This window comes from Gilliamella sp. App6-5, assembly GCF_001690525.1.
Classification (GTDB): domain Bacteria; phylum Pseudomonadota; class Gammaproteobacteria; order Enterobacterales; family Orbaceae; genus Gilliamella; species Gilliamella apicola_H.
The window spans coordinates 1-19,666 of record NZ_LZGT01000083.1; the positions used below are offsets into that span (position 1 = coordinate 1).

19 protein-coding genes are annotated in these 19,666 nt (G+C 32.0%); 1 reads left to right on the plus strand and 18 read right to left on the minus strand.

Features of this window, described 5'->3' with window-relative positions; translation table 11 throughout:
- Positions 1-162 precede the first annotated feature (162 nt).
- The 18 genes from A9G24_RS10020 to A9G24_RS10105 all read right to left on the minus strand — a co-directional run bounded on the left by A9G24_RS10020 (position 163) and on the right by A9G24_RS10105 (position 17,155).
- Positions 163-516, minus strand: a complete 354-nt coding sequence (locus A9G24_RS10020) for a replication initiation protein (RefSeq protein WP_335340090.1) — start codon at positions 514-516, stop codon at positions 163-165.
- Positions 517-610: 94 nt separating this feature from the next.
- A protein-coding gene (locus tag A9G24_RS10025; protein ID WP_442902766.1) for an IS3 family transposase occupies positions 611-1,692 on the minus strand; the annotation gives its coding sequence in 2 pieces (ribosomal slippage) (positions 611-1,446 and positions 1,446-1,692; 1,083 coding nt in all).
- 374 nt (positions 1,693-2,066) lie between these two features.
- Positions 2,067-2,531: an A24 family peptidase gene (locus A9G24_RS10035; protein ID WP_065638886.1), complete on the minus strand. Its 465-nt coding sequence runs from the start codon at positions 2,529-2,531 to the stop codon at positions 2,067-2,069.
- Positions 2,531-3,964: an RCC1 domain-containing protein gene (locus A9G24_RS10040; protein WP_065638887.1), complete on the minus strand. Its 1,434-nt coding sequence runs from the start codon at positions 3,962-3,964 to the stop codon at positions 2,531-2,533. The genes A9G24_RS10035 and A9G24_RS10040 overlap by 1 nt, the downstream gene beginning before the upstream one ends.
- 33 nt (positions 3,965-3,997) lie before the next feature.
- Positions 3,998-5,956 carry a TadE/TadG family type IV pilus assembly protein gene (locus tag A9G24_RS10045; protein WP_065638888.1) on the minus strand — a complete coding sequence of 653 codons (1,959 nt, stop codon included), beginning with the start codon at positions 5,954-5,956 and terminating at the stop codon, positions 3,998-4,000.
- A gap of 24 nt (positions 5,957-5,980) precedes the next feature.
- Positions 5,981-6,745 (minus strand): tight adherence pilus pseudopilin TadF, encoded by a 765-nt coding sequence (gene tadF / locus A9G24_RS10050; RefSeq protein ID WP_065638889.1) that lies wholly within the window; start codon positions 6,743-6,745, stop codon positions 5,981-5,983.
- 20 nt (positions 6,746-6,765) lie between these two features.
- On the minus strand, positions 6,766-7,242 hold the full coding sequence (locus A9G24_RS10055; protein WP_065638890.1) for a TadE/TadG family type IV pilus assembly protein: 477 nt from the start codon (positions 7,240-7,242) through the stop codon (positions 6,766-6,768).
- A 33-nt stretch (positions 7,243-7,275) separates the two neighbouring features.
- Positions 7,276-8,439 carry a hypothetical protein gene (locus A9G24_RS10060; protein WP_065638891.1) on the minus strand — a complete coding sequence of 388 codons (1,164 nt, stop codon included), beginning with the start codon at positions 8,437-8,439 and terminating at the stop codon, positions 7,276-7,278.
- A 17-nt stretch (positions 8,440-8,456) separates the two neighbouring features.
- The gene (locus A9G24_RS10065; protein ID WP_065638892.1) at positions 8,457-9,884 is read right to left on the minus strand and encodes a type II and III secretion system protein family protein; all 1,428 of its coding nucleotides are present in this window, start codon (positions 9,882-9,884) and stop codon (positions 8,457-8,459) included.
- A gap of 2 nt (positions 9,885-9,886) precedes the next feature.
- Positions 9,887-10,768, minus strand: coding sequence for a hypothetical protein (locus tag A9G24_RS10070; protein ID WP_065638893.1), 882 nt, complete (start codon positions 10,766-10,768; stop codon positions 9,887-9,889).
- 44 nt (positions 10,769-10,812) lie between these two features.
- Positions 10,813-12,228 (minus strand): tetratricopeptide repeat protein, encoded by a 1,416-nt coding sequence (locus A9G24_RS10075; RefSeq protein ID WP_141673140.1) that lies wholly within the window; start codon positions 12,226-12,228, stop codon positions 10,813-10,815.
- Between the two features lie 13 nt (positions 12,229-12,241).
- Complete coding sequence (locus A9G24_RS10080; RefSeq protein ID WP_065638895.1) at positions 12,242-13,114, minus strand: type II secretion system F family protein; 873 nt, start codon at positions 13,112-13,114, stop codon at positions 12,242-12,244.
- 3 nt (positions 13,115-13,117) lie between these two features.
- Positions 13,118-14,044, minus strand: coding sequence for a type II secretion system F family protein (locus tag A9G24_RS10085; protein ID WP_065638896.1), 927 nt, complete (start codon positions 14,042-14,044; stop codon positions 13,118-13,120).
- Positions 14,041-15,348, minus strand: a complete 1,308-nt coding sequence (locus A9G24_RS10090; RefSeq protein WP_065638897.1) for a CpaF family protein — start codon at positions 15,346-15,348, stop codon at positions 14,041-14,043. Before A9G24_RS10090 ends, A9G24_RS10085 begins: the two co-directional genes overlap by 4 nt.
- Before the next feature lie 252 nt (positions 15,349-15,600).
- Positions 15,601-15,822: a Flp family type IVb pilin gene (locus A9G24_RS10095; RefSeq protein WP_065638898.1), complete on the minus strand. Its 222-nt coding sequence runs from the start codon at positions 15,820-15,822 to the stop codon at positions 15,601-15,603.
- Between the two features lie 205 nt (positions 15,823-16,027).
- Positions 16,028-16,168, minus strand: a complete 141-nt coding sequence (locus A9G24_RS12930; protein WP_176701197.1) for a hypothetical protein — start codon at positions 16,166-16,168, stop codon at positions 16,028-16,030.
- Entirely contained in the window at positions 16,165-16,416 is a 252-nt protein-coding gene (locus tag A9G24_RS10100) for a transposase (protein WP_065638899.1), read from the minus strand. Before A9G24_RS10100 ends, A9G24_RS12930 begins: the two co-directional genes overlap by 4 nt.
- A gap of 514 nt (positions 16,417-16,930) precedes the next feature.
- Entirely contained in the window at positions 16,931-17,155 is a 225-nt protein-coding gene (locus tag A9G24_RS10105; protein ID WP_141673141.1) for a Flp family type IVb pilin, read from the minus strand.
- Positions 17,156-17,892: 737 nt separating this feature from the next.
- On the opposite strand from A9G24_RS10105, the gene A9G24_RS10110 reads away from it, so the two are divergent.
- Complete coding sequence (locus A9G24_RS10110; RefSeq protein WP_176701198.1) at positions 17,893-19,059, plus strand: sulfatase-like hydrolase/transferase; 1,167 nt, start codon at positions 17,893-17,895, stop codon at positions 19,057-19,059.
- Positions 19,060-19,666: the final 607 nt, after the last annotated feature.

Genomic DNA, 19,666 nt, shown 5'->3' on the forward strand with positions numbered 1-19,666 from the left:
ATAAATCATAATATTTATATTTAGTAAATATTTTATTTTTAATAAAACTAAAACTCATTTACTTAACCTCTAATTGATTTTTTAATATATCAAAATTATCTTCACCTAAAATATTCATTAGTGATTCATTATGATTTGATAAAATGCTTGAAACTTTTAACTTCATAAAATTTTTTTCAAGTTCTTTTTTTGTGAAATTAAAAGTTTTTTCTTGTCATCAATCTTTTTAATTTTCTCATTTATACTATTTATCTTTTCTTCGATTTTAGTTAATTTATTCATTTTTATTTTTCCCAAGTAAAATTCTGCTCGTAATTTATTCTCCAAAAAATTCGCATCTGGGTCAACGTCAATAAAAAATTCAATATCTGTAAATGAACGCCCAATTTTTTTTGGTTCATATGAAATATTGAGATCGCTCTTATTATTAATTTCATTGACAGATTTATCTATAACAAAACGTTTTAGATCGGACCACGTCAAAAATTTATCATTAATACAGAGTAGAAATCTCAATTCATTTAAACTGATAATTCTTCTCTTTACTGTTTTAAATTGAATTAATAACTCTGTAAATACCCCAAACTTAGTACAAGATTCAAGTAGAAAATCATACTGCTTGTTTTAGTGTTTTATACTCAATCGGCGTCATATTATTTAGTGCTTCATGTGGTCTTTCGGTGTTATACACTGTTAGCCATTCTTCAGTTATCTTTCTTACTTGTTCTAGATTATTAAATAGATATAAATCTAATACTTCTGTGCGATAGGTGCGATTAAATCGTTCAATGTACCCGTTTTGATATGGGCTACCGGGCGCTATATAATCAATGGCTATATCATGTGATTTAGCCCAGTTTATAAAGGTTTTTCCTGTAAATTCTGGCCCATTATCGACGCGTATTTTTAATGGATAGCCATGATATTCAGCCAGTTTATCTAAGTAACGGGTAACTGTCCCTGCCGGTAAGCTTACTGCAATATCAATACCTAACGCCTCACGATTAAAGTCATCGATGACATTGAATGTCCTAAAGCGACGTTGATTACAGCTACTATCACTCATAAAATCCATTGACCAACATTCACCTTGTTTATTAGGAACCAATAGCTTTTCTGGTGTTCGTTGGGGGATACGTTTTTTACGTTTAGCTCTAATATTAAGTTTTAACTCACAATACACCCGATAAACACGCTTATGATTCCATTTATAGCCGAGCTTTCTGATGCGATTAAAACATTTGGGAAAGCCCCAGCGTAAATGCCGGTCTGTGATAGCATTCAACACCGAAACAATCACCGAATCATCCAGTAACTTAGGTTGATAATAGTAAGCACAACGGCTTAAGCCAACAATGGCACAACTCATAGCAATAGTAATAGAATGATTTTGTTGTAGTTGCTGTGCCCACGTTTTACGTGCCCCAGTTGGCACTAAAGCTTTTTTATGATTTCTTCCTGAAGTTGGGATTTTAAACTCAGTTCAGCAAACATCTGCTTAAGCTTACGGTTTTCAGCCTCAAGCTCCTTTAAACGTTTAATATCAGAGGTTTCCATACCACCGTATTTATCACGCCATTTATAGAAAGTTGAATTTGCCATGCCATATTTACGGCAGAGTTCCTTGACAGGAATACCTGCTTCAGCTTCTTTTAAAATAGCGACGATTTGATGTTCAGTCATTTTTTTCATAATTAAATCCCCTTTACTTTTATCATAGAGAATTTTCTACTTTTGTGCTGTACTATTTTAGGGGATAGTTACAAGTTGATTTAAAAAACCTTGTCATTTTCTATGTTAGTTTTACACTCAGTATGAAGTATTTAAATCTAAAATAATCACCTGTTTTAAAATTAAAAAATCATATTGGCATATAAAATTAACATTTTAGCCGGCCTGTTATTTATCTTTGTAAATTTTCATTTATGCGTATTGCAATTACTGCTTAAGTCGTAAATATTATTGATTATTATATAAGGGAAAAAAGCTTCCCAACTTCTACTATTGTCGGGAAAACATTAATGTTTATGTCAAAGTGCACTTATATTTAAAATGGCAATGACAAATTAATTATTAAAAATAACCTTAAATAGTGTGATTGATGAAATTAAAAAATAGCTACCACTAATTGCTATCCCATAAGGTAAGGTAACGCCACCTTCTGGTTTTTTTAGATGCTTATATATAATTGCGATGATCGCCATAGGTAGCCCAAAGAGTGTGATTATCATCAAAAAAGACAAAACGCTGCCTGATGGAATAGAGATTAAAAGTACAGTAATTAATTTTATATCCCCTGCACCAACTAATCGACAATAAAACATAAAAAGCCCACAGACTAAAAATATACCCGATGCACTATAGTTTAGTTGACCATCTCCAAAAATAAAATTCAAAATAGTAAGGATGAATATTATGCCAACAATATAATTTGAAATTGTTCGGCGTGTTAAATCAGTATAACAAGAAACTAATAAGCATCCCCAGATTACTAAAATAATAATATCATTAATTAATTCTTGACTAATCATTATTTCCCTTGCCCCGGAATATAATCTTCACCATAAACTTTTTTCATTGCATCTACAACAAACTCCATTTTAAATGCAGGCTCCCAATCTCTTTTTTTACTGGTTTTCGGATCAAATTTACGTCCACCACCATACCCTACTCCAAAGACCTGTCCTTCATCATTCCAATAAAATAGATGCTGTCTACCGCCATCAAGTTTAACAAATTTACCTTCATTGTTTCTAAGTGTTGCCTCCTTGCCATACAAGATATTTCTATAAGCACCACCAATAATACCCCATGTTAGTAGCTTTTCACCTTCATCTTTTTTCTCTCTAGTGATGGCAACACAACCACGGAATCGGCAATAAAGCGAGCTAATATTTTGTGTGATCAAAGTAGGGGTTGCAATTGTTTTGCCTCTCCTCTCACCTTCTCTTTTCTCGTTTTCTTTCTCTATTTCTTCTGGCGTTAGCTCTTTACCATAATGTACTTCGTCTTCTTCCCCTCCTTCGATGTCCTCTTCCTCATCAAATTCTGAGTGATCATCATCGACTATTCCCTCTTCATCTCCTGTTGTTATTGTACCTGTAAGGCCTAAACGACTTTTTCTTCCCATACCGTAAACTCTACCCGTTGAAGTTAAAAAAGTAGTGAAATAATGCCCTCCAGTAATTTGCATAATATCTTTACCATTAATGCCATCTAGGTTGGTAATTTGTTTTGGCCTTAAGTTATAAACATGAAGTGTTTCATTAACGAAGCCAAATGAATCAAATGCTTCGTCTCCCCAACCAAAAACTTCTCCTTTTTCATTGATAGCATAAGCACTAAAAGTACCAGTCCCAATCTTCACCACTTTACTACCCTTAAAATATTGGCGAGGAATCTTGGCAATCTCAGCATTTGCGACTCGAATGTCTCTACCTGATTCACCTGAATAACTACGCCCCCAAGAATAAACATCTCCTTCTCTTGTCAACGCATAAGAAGAATATTTCCCGCAACTAATAGCAATAACATCTTTATTCTCCAAAATCAGAACAGGCTTATCTATGTAATACCCCATACCCTTACGATGACCAGCAGCTTCTCCATACGCATTTCTCCCCCAGCCCCAAACATTACCTCTGTCATCTAGTGCAATAATATGATATATGCCCGTAGCTAGCTGTGTAATAGAAAGACCTTTCTCAATAAATTCTTTTACTCTGGCGGGTTCAGCTTTAAAGGAAACATGCGATTTACCATTACCTTGTAATCCTCGACCTCTATATCCCCAAACCCAAACATCGCCATTTTCTAAGGTGACGCCGGTTTTAATTAAGTTAGTTCGAGTCGTTATATTAACATTTGTCGTAGTGCTGAATATCACAGCATCAGTACGTGTTTTTGCTACCAACGGAAAGCTTAAATAAGTTATAAACAATATCATAATTTTTATTGCTTTCATTTTGGATTACTCCTATTTTCCACTATTAAGCTATCATTTTCTGTTGAGAATAAAATTACCAGTCTCGACTTCAAGAATTTTAGATATAGCATCCAACAATGACTGATAATCTAGAGCGTCAAACAAAAACTGCTTATTACCATTCATACATTTAGTAAACCATTTACCATATACTTGTTTGTATTCAGTATCTGTTGTTAAATGTCTAGCATTAGGATCTAATTTTATATAATAAATACTAGCACTTTTAGCTGCTCTGGCAATATAATTGTTTTTTTGGTTTGCTACACTTGTTAACCCTTCTGTTATTTTCTGACAAACGTTATTCTCTAAAAATTCATCTCTAAGGACATCTGCTCCCGCATCATCTTTGCCATCTGTGATAATAATCATAATTTTATTGTTACTAGCACTACCTTTAGCTATCTCTGGTACTGCCCGTAACAAGGCCGTCATAGTATCCGTGCCTCCTCCTGGTTGCCAAGTCGCACTTTTAATCTGATTTAAAAGATTAATACTGTGATCGCTATCATCACTGAAAGGAATTAAATGAGGAGATAATTTGAAGTCTTTGATTTTTTCTGACGCTATTTTAAACCTTTTAGGATTTGACATCTTGACCATTTTTTCATTCATAATACCATTACTATATAAAGGTGACTGACACATTCCCTGAAATGGTGAAAAATCAGCAACAGTTGGCGAAATAAGACGATTAAATGTTATAGTATTAGCATCCATACCACTAAATAATGAATCAATAGTACCTTGCACATCAACTGTTTTAGTGTTGGCAAACGAATAATGTATATCAGGATAATTCCCCGAGAACATATAATCATATAGTTGAACTATTTTACCATATTGATTTTTAATAGTGTTTTTATTTTTACTAGCCAATGGATAATCAGGATTACTTTCACCACAAGCATATCGTGTAGACCCCATATGAATCTGTTCAGTATGATGGCGAATGCGACATAATCTGCCATTAAGTAATGCTTCATCATTATAAAGTCCTTTTGCTGGTCCAATTATTTGTGAGTAGTAACGATAGTTATAATAATCTAAATAATAAAAAACAGTGCTTTCAAAATATTTAAAATAGTCATAGTCTAAATACTCTTTAATTTGTTTATTTTGTTTCAACTTACTCCATTTTGAATACGCAACATTTTTATTCGCCCAAAAATTATAATCAATATTGTTGTAAGGTTGTTTCATCTTGTACATAACAGAACAAGCATAACCATCACCTCCAGCAAGATTACTCGTTTGGGTTGTAACAGGAACACCTATGTCGTAAGGAACTAAGGCAAAATGATAGTTTGGATCATTTTTATATTCATTAATAATACTTGCTATAGCGTCTTTCATATAGTCAAGACGCGTTTCAGATGCATTTCTAACTTGGTAATCATTACAAGACATGTCTCCGTATATACACGTAGATGAACCTGAAAAATCACTAATAAATACAATATCAAATGAATCAGAAACTTCATATTTTCTAGTATTACCATAGTTTCTAGTTTTATTTCCTATAAGCATTGGTTGATTTAATACATCATCCAACGCATCATTTTTACCTTTTTTATTACCAATGAGAGGATCAACCTTTTGTTTATAGGAAATATAATATTCTTTCCTATCTTCATTATATTCTATGTCAAGGTTAGCATCGTTAGCTAAATTACTACTAATTTTTTCATAGAGAAAGTAATTAATATAATTCAATGCCATTTTTTGATTTTGCTCAATTGCTGTATCGTCAATATTTTTATTATTTAAAGCAACTATGGCTAATGATGCTTCATTAGTTGCCTCAGAGATCCTTGCTCGATTACGCATTGCTTGGGTATAATTAATTGAGACAAGCATACAAACCAGTATAGTCGGAATCATAATCGCAAAAGCGACAACAACACTTCCAGCAGTGCACTTTAAAAAAGTTTTTTTATCATTGCTCTGTTTTAGTTTATTATTTTTCATATAATCCTCTCAGAAGCGTGTTGATTAGAGATAGTAAATAGGACAAGCTCTAGCGGCATCAGTAATACTGTTACAACGTGATAGCACTACAATATTACTACATAAATTGGGGAACGTATCATCTGCTTCTCTACTAGAATTGATCCATTTTAAATAAAAACTTTCCTCATTAACAACGCACATACTAACTCGATACAAAGGAATCCAACGACCTGCTAATCCAACTATTGGATCAGCTACTCTTGAAACATATGGAACTAGTTTTGAATAGTTATTTGAACTATTGTCGGTAATTCTAGGCAGACTATTAAAATAATTTGCAATACCCGCGTTATTACAACTACCAATAGGGCAAGATTGAGAACTTAAAGAATGTAATTGAGCATTACTTAGACTTTCTGGGTGATGAGTATTTTGTACGATAAATAAACCATCTACTCTTATAGAAACATCACGGCCACCTAACAATTTAGTTGCCAATAGACGCATTTCTTCCACTTGATTATCATCAAATAATTCATGAGTTTTAAAACAATACTTGGTACCGGGACTACACAATACAAGTTTGTTTTTTTTAATTGTGCCATTTATAATGGGGTAGAGAGATGATCTTTCGCGAAAAATTGATGCTACTGCATAATTTGCTCGTTCCAATCTATTTTGTAGCATGATCGTACTATATACATCATAGATAATAAATAATAAAACTGTAAACAAACAGAAACATGCTGCAAACTCAATGGAAATTATACCGTCTTTATTGTGAAAAAAATTACCAGAAGATTTCATTTGTTATTCCATTCCTTTAGTTACGAATTGTTTTGATAAAACTCACGGTACACAATTGTTTTCTTTTTCAAAGAGGAGTCAATTATACGACTAAATAGTTCGGAAAATATGGCATAGTAATGATACTCCAAATCAAATACTAATATGTGAGTATCATCGCTGAGGGTGTCATGACAATTATTATCAATTACCTCTCTTATTGTTTTACAATAAGTTACTGTTATTTCTAATTCTTGTGAATTCGTCAAATAGGGCCATGAAGGCATTTCACCTGTAGCGAAGTGATTTACTATTTCGTCATAATTGTCATTCTCGAAAATTGCAGCTCTATTTGTTATTTCTGTCGTCATTAAATCTAAAGCAGAACCAATAATCATAATCCGACTGAATTCAAGTACAAATACAAATAGCACAATTACAAAAGGAAAAACAATTGCAAATTCTATTGAAACATTTGCCCTCTTTTGACGAAAAAACAATTCCCAATATTTCAACATGATTTTTGCTCTTCTCTATTATTATATAAAGGATTAATCTTTCTTTTTCTTTAATATTGAAAAAGATGTTTTTGATTTACTTTTTTTGATTTTTTTATTACCAATAATAGCTGAAGCTATTTCTTTTATTTCACTGCTATTATGAGCTTTTTTAAATTTATCCATCCTTGGGATAAATTTACGAGTAAAATCAATACTTCGACCTAAAAATTCTTCAATATCATTATCTCGTAAAGCTGTTTTTTTATCATAAGGAAGATTATCATTTAGACACACTAAAAAGCGTTTATTTAGTAAATCTACATTTTGTGTGGTAGCGCGAGAAATTTCATCCAGCATTTTTTTAGCGACTTTAATTGAGAAAGGATCTCTATTTACTACAAGAAAAACAATATTTGAAAGTTTAATTATCTGTTCAAAATGCTTAAATGAAGATGATAACCCCATATTTTGATCAATAACAGCAATGTTGAATTGCCCAGAGTTCAAATCATCATATTCCCATGCCTTATCACTGGTTTCAATTTTTGCTTGTAAAGAAAGTTCAACATCAACTACTGAACCATCTTGGGGTATTGGCATTTCAAATAAAAAATCGGCATTCGGACTTGTCGTCGCGCCTTGAATATAAAGGATCGGATAATTAGTTAACGAACTGATATTTTTTAGTGTATGAATCGCTAATGATGATGTGCCTATTCCTCCTTTACAGCCTAAAAATGTAATAACACTACCGACTCTTTGGCTTGAACCTGGCGGAGTGACACTTCTTGAGTGTAAGATAGCTGGAATCTTCTCTAATTGGCTATTCTCTAATAAAAAATGGATACCCTTTTTTAACAAAAATTCAGAAAACTGAATTGAATCATGGCTACCAACAAGTATTGTTGATGCTTTAATTGGAATACAACGATTAACATTTTCTGATAATCGTTCGGCATCATTTTCATCTTTAATATCTAAAATAATTGCATCATACTTGTTCCAACGCGGTTCCTCTTTTAATTCGGACAAATCTAATGGAATAATCTCCATACCCAATACATTGTAAAGGAAAAGTACAGAACGAATATTCTCAACCAATTCACTTCTTTTACTTAAAATAGCAACCTGAAAACCCGATATACGCCCAACCACGAATTCTTGTGAAGGGTCTTTTGATATATCTTTATCTTTTTTATTACCAAATAATTGCATAAGAATTCCACTAACCTTTATTCAATAAAGCCCATGTCATTAATAAATTTTTCACTCTCATTAGATATTGGTGCTGTTTTGCGTCGTTGCTTATCCATATTATTCTTAATATTGAAAAAACTATTAATTACATCAGTTCTTTCTAAAATCGGTAACTCTACACTATCAAAACTATTATTAGATGTCACCAAATTAACAGTTGCAAATACAACCATTTCTGTCTTTTCGCGACCTGTTGTTGTGCTACGCGCTAACGCTCCTAAAATCGGTATCTCGCTAACAAAAGGAATACGAGATAATGTTTCTGAATCTTGTTCGTTAATTAATCCCGCAATAACAAAACTGTCTCCATCAGATAGGTCTATTGTTGAACTGGTTCTTCTAGTCGATAAAGTGGGAATATTATAGTTATTAAAAGCATACGCACCTGAAACTGAACTCACTTCATTATTAATAAATAATCTAATACGTTTATCGTTATTCACTTTGGTACTAATATTTAATTTAATTCCATACTCTTTATAAGTGACATTAGCATCACCGTCTTTATTTTTAGTTACGATGGGAATTTCACCACCAACTAAAAACGATGCACTTTCACCAGACAATACAGATAAATTAGGTTGCGCTAAAATCTTGGCTAAACGGTCATTTTTTATTGCACGAATCATTGTGGTAATATTATGGATATTAAATCCTTTTTTTAGACCTAATAGGGTAAATTCACCAATATTGTTCATATCACTTCCACCATTTACCATACTATCCAAAGTTAAACTTTGCCACTCAATACCCAACGAATCGGTAAATGTTTTGCTCACTTCAACAAAGGTCAATTTTACATTAACCTGATACTCTTCAATGACTCTGATATTATCAATAATATTGTTATAAACATAGTAATCCTGAAAAGTAAGATCCGCACTTTCTAATCCATCTGATGCAGTGGTCCGTATTCGCTCTGCACTTTGCCCAACAAGTGAACCCACAACCGCCATAATTTTACCTTTTGTCGTCGTATCTGGTGTAGTTCCATTTAATACATAAACAAACCGTCCACTTGGATCACCATTATCATAACGATCTATTGTCACGCTACTATTTGGAAAGTTTTGCGCTAATCTATGGGTAATTTGAGATAAAAGCGGATCAACATTAATGGTATCATTAATGATAATGTTATTGGCATCATCATAAACCAGCAAGCTAGTTCTACCATTTGATTTACCATATATAATTAATGATTTACCATCAACAACTTCATAATTTGCTACGCTATCTTGGCTAATGAAAACAGTACCAACATTTTCTGGCAAAACAATTGTTTTGGTTTGCCCAATCTGTAAATTATGGATATTAGCAAAAGTCAACGAGGAAAAGCCAATAGATAATAAGCAGACTAGCTGTTTAATTGTGTTTATAATTGGTTTAATTTTTATTAGCATTCTTAGTTACCTTTTAGCAAATTAATCTGTTTTTTCTTTGAAAAAATAGCTTTATCAGTTAATGGCCAATTTTTTTCTTTATCACTTAACAAACGTAATCCATCGTCAACACTTTTTTTATAATTGCTTGGGTACATTATAATTGTAGAATTTGTCATCAGTGTTCTTAATAACTTAATTTCTTGATTTGAAAGTTCTAATTGAATTTGACCTGTATCCTTTTTTTGAAATTTTGAATCAATTCCAACATCATCTATGTCAATATAGAGAACCTTTTTACCTACAATAATCGGTTTTATACGATTTTTAACGAAATCATCACTAGGCGAAACGAGCCTATCATCTTTAAGAACTTTATTATTAAAATTCGCTGTTTCAGCATCACTATAAAATATATAAAGATCAACAAGATCTCCACCCTTTAAATTTTTTACCAAATAAGAATCAATTTGTTCTAATCTGAATGGAAACATATAATTTCCTTCTTTTAGGGCTAACATTGCATAGTCAGATGAATTAGGTGAAGCAATCAAATGACGTTCTATAAAAGAATCTTTTGCAATATTGCTTTTAACAACATAGGAGTCTAGCTCTGTTGCATTGGTTATATATTCAGATTTCTGTTCGCTATCAATTTTGATTTCTATTGATTTAAAATAGTAATCATCTTTAGTCAAGATCGTCTTTTTACTAATATCATGTTTTGCAACAGCAATTGTTATGATCTCTGTTTTTGGTTCTTCCTGTTTTGGTTCTTCTTTAACTTCAACTTGCGGCTGAACTACTGGTTCAGCAACAGGTGGAGGAGATGATTTTGTAAACAGCAATGCTAGCCCCACAATTAACATCAATATGTATAGAATAATTATTTTTTTTTCTTTCATGCAAACTCCATATAATTTTATATTTATTGTTATTTTTTTTGCACTTATTTATTTTCTAAATAAAAATCAAAAGCAAAACAGTGGGCTTTACCGTTAGAATTAAGACCAGCATCAAAATCTTTTACTATTGATTTTTGTTTAGTTTTTATTTGCAGAATTAATGTTTTTTCGGCAGTTAAAGTACCTGTTACATTGGCAAAATCCCGATCACTACGGGATATTCGATTAATAATATAATTTATTCCTGCGGAAGGAAGCGTTATATCATAAAACGATAATTTGAACTCAGTTGGTGAAATTTTTTCAATCAAGTATTGCTTTTTACTTAATTGATTCTCTGTCTCGAAAGTGATTCGACTAAATTTTTCGTGTTCGCCTGATCGAACAGCTAAAATAGTTGACTGAGTCTTCGTCTGATTGACTTGATTATTTTGTTTAGAAGCTACTGAGCTAGTCTCCGCTCCTGAATTAGATACAGTAGCTTGCTGAGAGGCTATTTTAGGCTCAGCTTCCGTTTTTAATTTAGCCACGTTTGATAATTTTGCACTAATTTCTGACTTAGCAACAGTTTGTGAATTAGTCTTTTTTTCAGGTTTAACAACGGTCTCTGTTTTGGATATCTGCTTTAATGTTGTTTTTTCAGTCGTATACTGTTTTTGATTATCACTTTGCGCTGGTGTAATCTCGTTAAACTTAATAGCCTTAATCGGTTCAATTTGCTTTAGCTCTTGAATTAAAATTTCTGGATCATTAGATAACCTATGTCCTATACAAAATGATTTAGCTAATTGAAATTTATTTAATTTCACTAATGTATAAAGTAAGTTATGAAGAATAGTTTGGTCACGATATCCTTTTTTATATAAAATATTGAGATGCTTATAAGCTTCATTGTAGTCTTTATTCAAAATTGATAGCATTGCTAGATTATTCGTGACTTTGTTTTCATCATAAAAATTCTCTCTAGCCAGGTTAAACGCATAACGCGCAGCATCGTATTGTTTCTTTTTCAGCAGAACGATGCCTTTTATATTATATGCTTCACCATTTTTAGGATTAATTGCGATTGCTTTATCTAAGGACTCCAACGCAGTATCATTATTGCCCATTTTGGATTCAACATGACCATACAAAGAAAAAAGATTATCATTCTTACTTTTATTTAAGACGGGGGTTAGCGTTCTTTTTGCCGCTTCAAAATCGTTAGAAAGGTAGTAAACTTGAGCAAGTTTATACCTTGTATCTTCAGAATCAGAATGTTGTAAGCGCTGTTTATAAAGCTCAATTAAACCACCGTAATTTTTTGTTGTTTCATGAATATAAATTTTTTGTTGCTCATTTAAATCGTATCTTAATGTACTGTTTTGGCATCCAGCGGCAATAAACAACATTGAACATACTACAATAAATTTTGGTTTTATTAACCTTCTTGGTTTACAGTATATTGAAAAATAGTTCATTATCTCTACATCCCTATCTATTACTTAATGTTGATATAATACTCATGACAACAGGTCCTGTAATAACAACAAGAACAGGTGCTAAAAAAAACCCCATCATCGGTAATGTCATTTTGGCCGCAATAGCAGCGATTTTTTCTTCTATAGTTAATTTTTGCATCTCTCTGATTTCAGCTGATAACTCTAATAAAGTATCATAAATTGAGTTACCATAACTAATACTTCGTCTTAACGTAATACAAAACATTCTAACTTCTTTACAGGGTACTTCCCGCTGAATTAAATCAATAGAGAGTTCAATACCATTAACATCCATCATTAAACAAGCTCTTTCTAAAATAGCTGCCACATCTTTATTAATTGGTTTTACTTTGGTACTTAAATACCTAAAACCATTTTCAACTGTCATACCCGATTTAACCATAATAGCCATCATATCAATGATCAATGGTAAGTCTTGCGAAATTTTTCTGATTTTTTTAGCTGTTTGCCTTTTTACCAACTTATCAGGCACAATAATCACTGCAATAACGATGACAAGCAAAACAATTAATAGCACATTGGAATCAAGCACAATCAATGAAAGGATTTGGTTTATAAGATAAAAGAATGAAAATCCGATAATAACAGCATAAATCTTCCAACTATTTTGTTCTTGAAAGCGACGCAATAAACTTAAACCTAAGCTATTTTTGGCTGCAATTTTTTCAAAGGCTACATTTTTTTGGTTAACATGTTTCTTAGGTGCTTTCTTTTCTTGGTTCTCATTATTTAAAAGTAAACTGATTTTTTCTTTTCTTTGATACAATAAATATGAGCTGACCAACTCTCGACTACTGATATAAATTAAAATAATTGGGAATAATATATTTAGTAAAATAATCATAATTTAAATGACCTTGTTAATCATCCCCTTGATAATAATAAGACCAATAGCCACACTACCAATAATATAATACAAAATATAGTGGCCAACTGTTGTATCAACCAAATACTCATAATTTTTTTCTGAAACTAATTTAAGTACAAAAATAAAACAAAACGGCATACAACCTAATATGGTCATCGTCATTCGTAATTCTGCGGTCTTACCATCTCTAGTTTTAGTTAAAATTCGATTGCTAGTTAACATTTTTGCTAACCGACTGAGGACTTCTTTTAATTCCCCACCACTATCAAGGTTAACCATTACCGTTAAAATAAAAAAATAATATTCTGGAAAGGGAAGTCGTTGATAGGAGTTTAATAAGACCCCCTCAATGTTATCCCCAATTTCTATTCGGCTATCAATTTCTTTCATTATTTTACCAATAATTCCATCGATTGAGTTTCCACACGTTTTAAAGCTTGTTGTTATTGCACCACCCGATGATACGACACCTGAAATAACATTTAATGCTTCAGGAAATACTTCATAAAATTCTTTCGTCAATTTCTTTTTTTTAATAAAAATAGTTACAAAAACTGTGACAATAGCACTGACGGGAATTATGATATAGTTGTCATAATGAATATACTTTTGATTTAATATAATGCCTGCAGCCGTTCCTGACAGGATATAAATAAACAACCGTGTTTTCGATTGTCCCATTATAAGTAGATTGTGATAGTATCTAATCATTACTTTAAAATCGAAGCTAATCCGCTCCCAAAAAGATTGTTGTCGTTGAGATAGTTGACTTTCAATCAAACTCGATAATGAAGCTTTTTTAAGTTCAACATTATAAAAAACCTGTAATCGCTCACTACGGCGACGCAATGTCCACATATTTATAATTGCAATAAGAATAAGTGCAATTGAAAGAATGAAAATCATACTTTGATCCCCACTGCATTTAACATTAGCTTTTCTAATACGTCTGACATTTCATAATATTGTGCACTTTCATAAAGTGCAGATCGTTTAACCAGTCCATTACAGACAAATTCACCTTGAATCTTACCTTGCTCGTTTCTTTCGTCATGAATTTTAAATTTGAACACATCATGAGTAACAATATTTTCTGATTCTAAGCCCATAACTTCAGTAATACTCATCACTTTACGTTGTCCATCGGGAAGGCGAGATACTTGAATAATAAAATTAACAGAAGATGCAATATAGTGCCTAATTGCAATAATTGGTAATTCAGGTTGAGCCATAATGATCATACTTTCTAGACGAGATAAGGCATCTTTAGCTGTATTGGCATGTAGGGTCGACATTGAACCACTGTGACCAGTATTCATGGCTTGAAGCATCTCATACGCTTCTTCACCACGGCATTCCCCTAAAATAATTCGGTCTGGTCGCATCCGCAGTGCATTAACTAATAGATTTTGCATCGTTACTCTTCCGCGCCCATCTTCACCACCGGCTTTGGTTTCCAATCTCACCACATGGTCTTGTTGCAGTTTTAACTCGGCCGCATCCTCAAGTGTAACGGTACGTTCGTGCTCACCAATAAATCCAGATAATGCATTTAGCATTGTGGTTTTACCAGAACCTGTTCCACCTGAAACAATAATATTCATCCGACAACGCGCCGCAATGACTAAAAAATTAGCCATATCTTCGTTTAATGACTTATAGTTGATTAAATCATGAAATGTACGGCGACCAGTACCAAACTTACGAATCGACATCGAGGTGCCATCAATAGCAATAGGTGGAATAACAACATTAAGACGGCTACCATCAGGCATCCGTGAGTCAACTAACGGGTGCGACTCATCAATATTTTTGCCGACTTTATTAACTAAACGCCTTGCGATATCAAGCAACTGGCGATCACTAATAAAAAACTTATCCGTTTTACTAAGAATCCCCCCCCGTTCAACATAAATGCTATAAGGACCATTGACTAAAATATCGTTAACTGTCTCGTCTTTCATTAAAGAATCGATTGGACCATAACCCACAATCTCATCACAGATCATACCTGCTAATACATTCGTTTCGTCGGTTGTAATATAGGCATTACCCGAATTCACAATATCTCTAATTATAGTTTGAACTTCACGTAGTATTTTATTTGGATCACTTTTTAATTGTTCAATCAAATCAAGATCAAGGACTTGAAAAACTAAATCACGAACCTTTCCCCATTCATTAGAAAATTTAAATTGTTCATTAGTCATGTTGTTTCTTTCATTATGCTCTATTCAAAACAAAAGTTACTGGCTGAACCTAGTAACTTTAATCTTATAAAACTAGCGATAACAAGCTATCTACAATTAGTCTTTTCAGGAAACCAATAACTACTAAGACAAAAGTTATATCTTACTACCGACAATAACCTCTTCCAGAAGTGTAAAGGTTTCCTTAAACCCCATCATTACCTATTATGGAGTAGCACAATAATCATAATTAGGTAATGATCCAAAAAACTATTAACCTATTGTAGTAGTTAATTTACTTTGTAATTTACTAAATACATCCTTTAACATAGCATTTACAGGGGAGTTGGCCTCAGTACCAAAAATGACTAATACTACAGCCGAAACACCAGCAGCCACGATTGCGTACTCGATCGCAGTTACACCTTGTTCGCTTTTAATAAATTTACCTGCAAAATTTCTTACTTGAGCACGAATTGCTGATAAGTACATCATAATTTTCTCCTTAAATATTTCTTACATTTTTTATTTAATTAATTTACTTTCTTATCGAAAGCTTTAGCATTATATATCTATAAATTCAAAATTGCTAGGGAAAAATGTTGAACTTTTGTACCAATCATAAGTTTCCTTTACATTTTTACTCACATCATTCAACTTGCTAACGTGACAGTAACGATATAATTTTTAAAAACTTATCTTAATAAGGTTTCATTCTAACAAATGCATTTTCAACCAAATGACAATATTTATATAGATACCAAGCAATATCTTCATTACCTTTTCGAGAGTTTTTCTTGGGTTCATAAAATGACTTTGCTTGTTTATAATCACTTTTCATAATTTTTCAGTATCATAATCTTTGTTAGCAATCACATATTCACTGTGGAGTAAGTTTTCAATTAATTCTTTTGTCACCTGACGATCATGAATTTCACCACAACTTAAAATCAAATTAATAGATAAACTGTCACTATCTATAATCAAATGAATTTTTGTGGTATTGCCTGCAACATTTTTACCTAATTGCTTCTTTATTTTTACTGGATGCACTTGTTGCATGTTGATGAGTTTTAGTGGCGCTTCCATCAATAAATTTCTATTCTAAATCTGGTGTATCCTTGATAAGATTAAATAGTTGTATCAATACGCCTTTTTTAACCAGAGATTAAAACGTCAGTAAATAATGCTCCAGTCCCTAAATTTCACAGAAATATCTCGCCATGGACAGCAACTCGGTTTTCCTACATTTTATGTTATAACTAATGATTTTATAATGTTCATTCTTACTGATTAAGAAAATGAATAGCGTTAATCTGGCTTTTTCGCGTTATAAATATTCGGACAATTTACCCATAAAACGTTTTACTAAATTAATGAATGTTATTTTTCTTTATAATGTCATCCATCGCGCTATCTTTTGTCTGTAATAAAGCGTTAGTTTTGATATTTTATGAACATTTGTTATGGTTTTTAGATTAATGTAAATAATTCAAGACAACCCTAGATTAGGGAATTTAACAAATATTAATAATCTATGTTATCGCAATTAGTAACTTTCAATCTATTTCACTTAATGAGTTATACATAGTAGAGGCCTTGCTCACCAATGGGTAATCACGGCTAATTTCTCTTGTAATGATGTAAATACATCTTTAAACATATCATATATAGGGGAACCTTGTTGTCCTTTAAAAATCATTAATACTATAGCTGTAATTCCAGCCGACATAATCGCATATTCAATAGCTGATATGCCCTGCTTATTATGAATAAATTTAGCTAAAAATGTGCCAACAAGAATATTTACAGCAGGTACTCTCATCATTTTCTCCTTTAATATTGTTTGTAATTGTTATAAATGAATTGTTTTTATTTTCACTACTATTTGCAATTTTAATAATAAATAGAATAGAATTCAAGCTAATGACGTATTATGCATAAGCTATTATTTAAAACGTATTGTTCAACGGTATCTGTTTTATTATTGCTATACTGGCTTATAATAATTTTCTTTAATAGATGTAATTTGTAATAAAACTGATTTCTCATGCAAATATTTAAATAAAATAATTGGTTATTTAAATATAAAACATATCAAAAATATAATAAAGGTAAGGTAATATAATGAAGTTATTTGGAACTAAAAAAAAAAAATTGTCGTCGTCCCTTATTTTACTACTAGTTTATGTTATTCTTAGTACAATTTGGGCTTATATCTGTTTGACAAAATCTGGTTATATGCATCAAAAGGTCGTGTTTAAAGACCCCTTACTGTATACTAACTTAATAACCACATTATGTTTTATTGTACTTGTGCATATTGGTATTTGTAGCCGTCATTATTTTATTGTTGTAATTAGTACGCTATTTCTATTTTTGTTTTTATCCGAAATAAGTTATTTTATTGTTTATGGACAAATAATATCCGAAGGAATACTCAATTCTATTGTAGAGACTAATTCTTTCGAAGCTTTGTCAATGTCTAAGCAAGTTTTACTCATAACAGTCCCGGCATTTATTGTAACTTTTCTTATTTTATTTATCGTTAGAAAAGTGGTTACTGTGAGATTTAGTCCTTTAATCCCCTTAACATTTTATCTACTTGTTTTCATGCTTATTGGTGCAATGGCATTCACTACACCAATAGATAGTGAGATTAAACGAGGGTACTATAAAAATAGTGCAGATATAGTTCGTCGGATATATCCAGCTGCATTGGGTAACTTATCGTATCTATTAGCTAGTTATGCATCAACAAATATCTATTCAAATACTCATGAAATTGAGAAATTTAATGAGGCTGTACTTTTACCACCTAACCAGCCTAATAACGACTTGATCGTATTTATTATGGGCGAAGCTTCGTTAGTAACCCGCTATAGTACCTACGGTTATCATAAACAAACGTCTCCTTTTATCACCGATATTTTTAGTCAAAATGGAGCATGTATTATTCCAAAAATTCACTCAGCAGCGGCTTTTACAAAGGATTCATTGCCAATGACACTTTCGTTCAATCTACCAGAAAGTGATGATAATTTATTTAATAATAAATCCATTATTGAAATGGCTAAGTTTAATCATTATAAAACTTTTTGGCTTGCATCAGTTGCACAGGAAATTCAAGGTTCATTTAATACCAAATTTGGTTTTATTGCACGAAAAAGTGATGTAGTTTCTTTTACTAACGATAGTGATGATATGAGTTTAAGTCAGTTATTAGAAACAACCCTACAAAACAATAATTCACCGAAAAATTTTATTTTTGTCCATTTACGTGGTAGTCATCAACCTTATACAAATTATGATGAAGTTGACAAGCAGGCTTTACCTGACGCCGAAGAATATGATCTGACTATTCATCATACCGATCGTGCCGTTAAGGCCTTGTATGATGTTATCAATAAATATAGTGATAATTATACCGTGATTTATACCTCGGATCATGGTGAGATTGTTAATGTTGGCCATGGTATAGATAACAAGGTTGACCAGTTTCTAATTCCCTTTATGTTTATATCAACCAATCATCGTTATGACTGCCAATTTATCGAATCGTTTCGGGGGCCAACAGGCTATTTAAGTGGGCTGATGAATAAATATATTTTATCTAATCTGTTAGGGTATAACATTGATCAAACAATTCTTGAGAAAGAAAAAAGCAATGATAGGGTTCTAATGCCAAATGGTAATGTCATGCCTTTTTTAGAAATACTTAAAAATCAGTAATTTGTTACTAGTTATATGTGAGTTATGAATTAGGAATATCTACTATAGATTTTATACAATAAAATTAAAGGGGGGCTAGCTTGTTAACGTTGCCAAAACAGATAATGAGCCTAACAAAATCTCCCCCCTTTTTTTGCTATCACATACTAGTCTCATTTATTCTCGATAGCAGACTTTTTGCTTTCTTCTGGACATCTGGTTGAGAATGTAGCTAATTTTCCAGTAAGTAAGGCGTGCGCATTATTAACGGCGAGTCTATCAACTTAAACAATCCATCACTGATAGAACGAGTAAGAACAGATTATTGACAACATAAAACAAATTTAGGTACACCAAACTTGTGGGGATGAGCTCTGCGATTAGATATATAACGAACTCTAAGTCGACAGTTGAAATAACTCGACTTGAGAAATATGCTATAGAAAATACCAGGATATTTGCACTCTACGAGTAACCTAATCCTCTAAAAATGCATAAGGCGTTTTAGCTGAAATCGCTTTATACAGTTTAACTACATTGTAGAAATTAATATTTTTTCTATTTTTTGAATCTTCAAATATTTGCTGATTATGCCATATCACAATTAAGGTACATATCACGCTTTTTG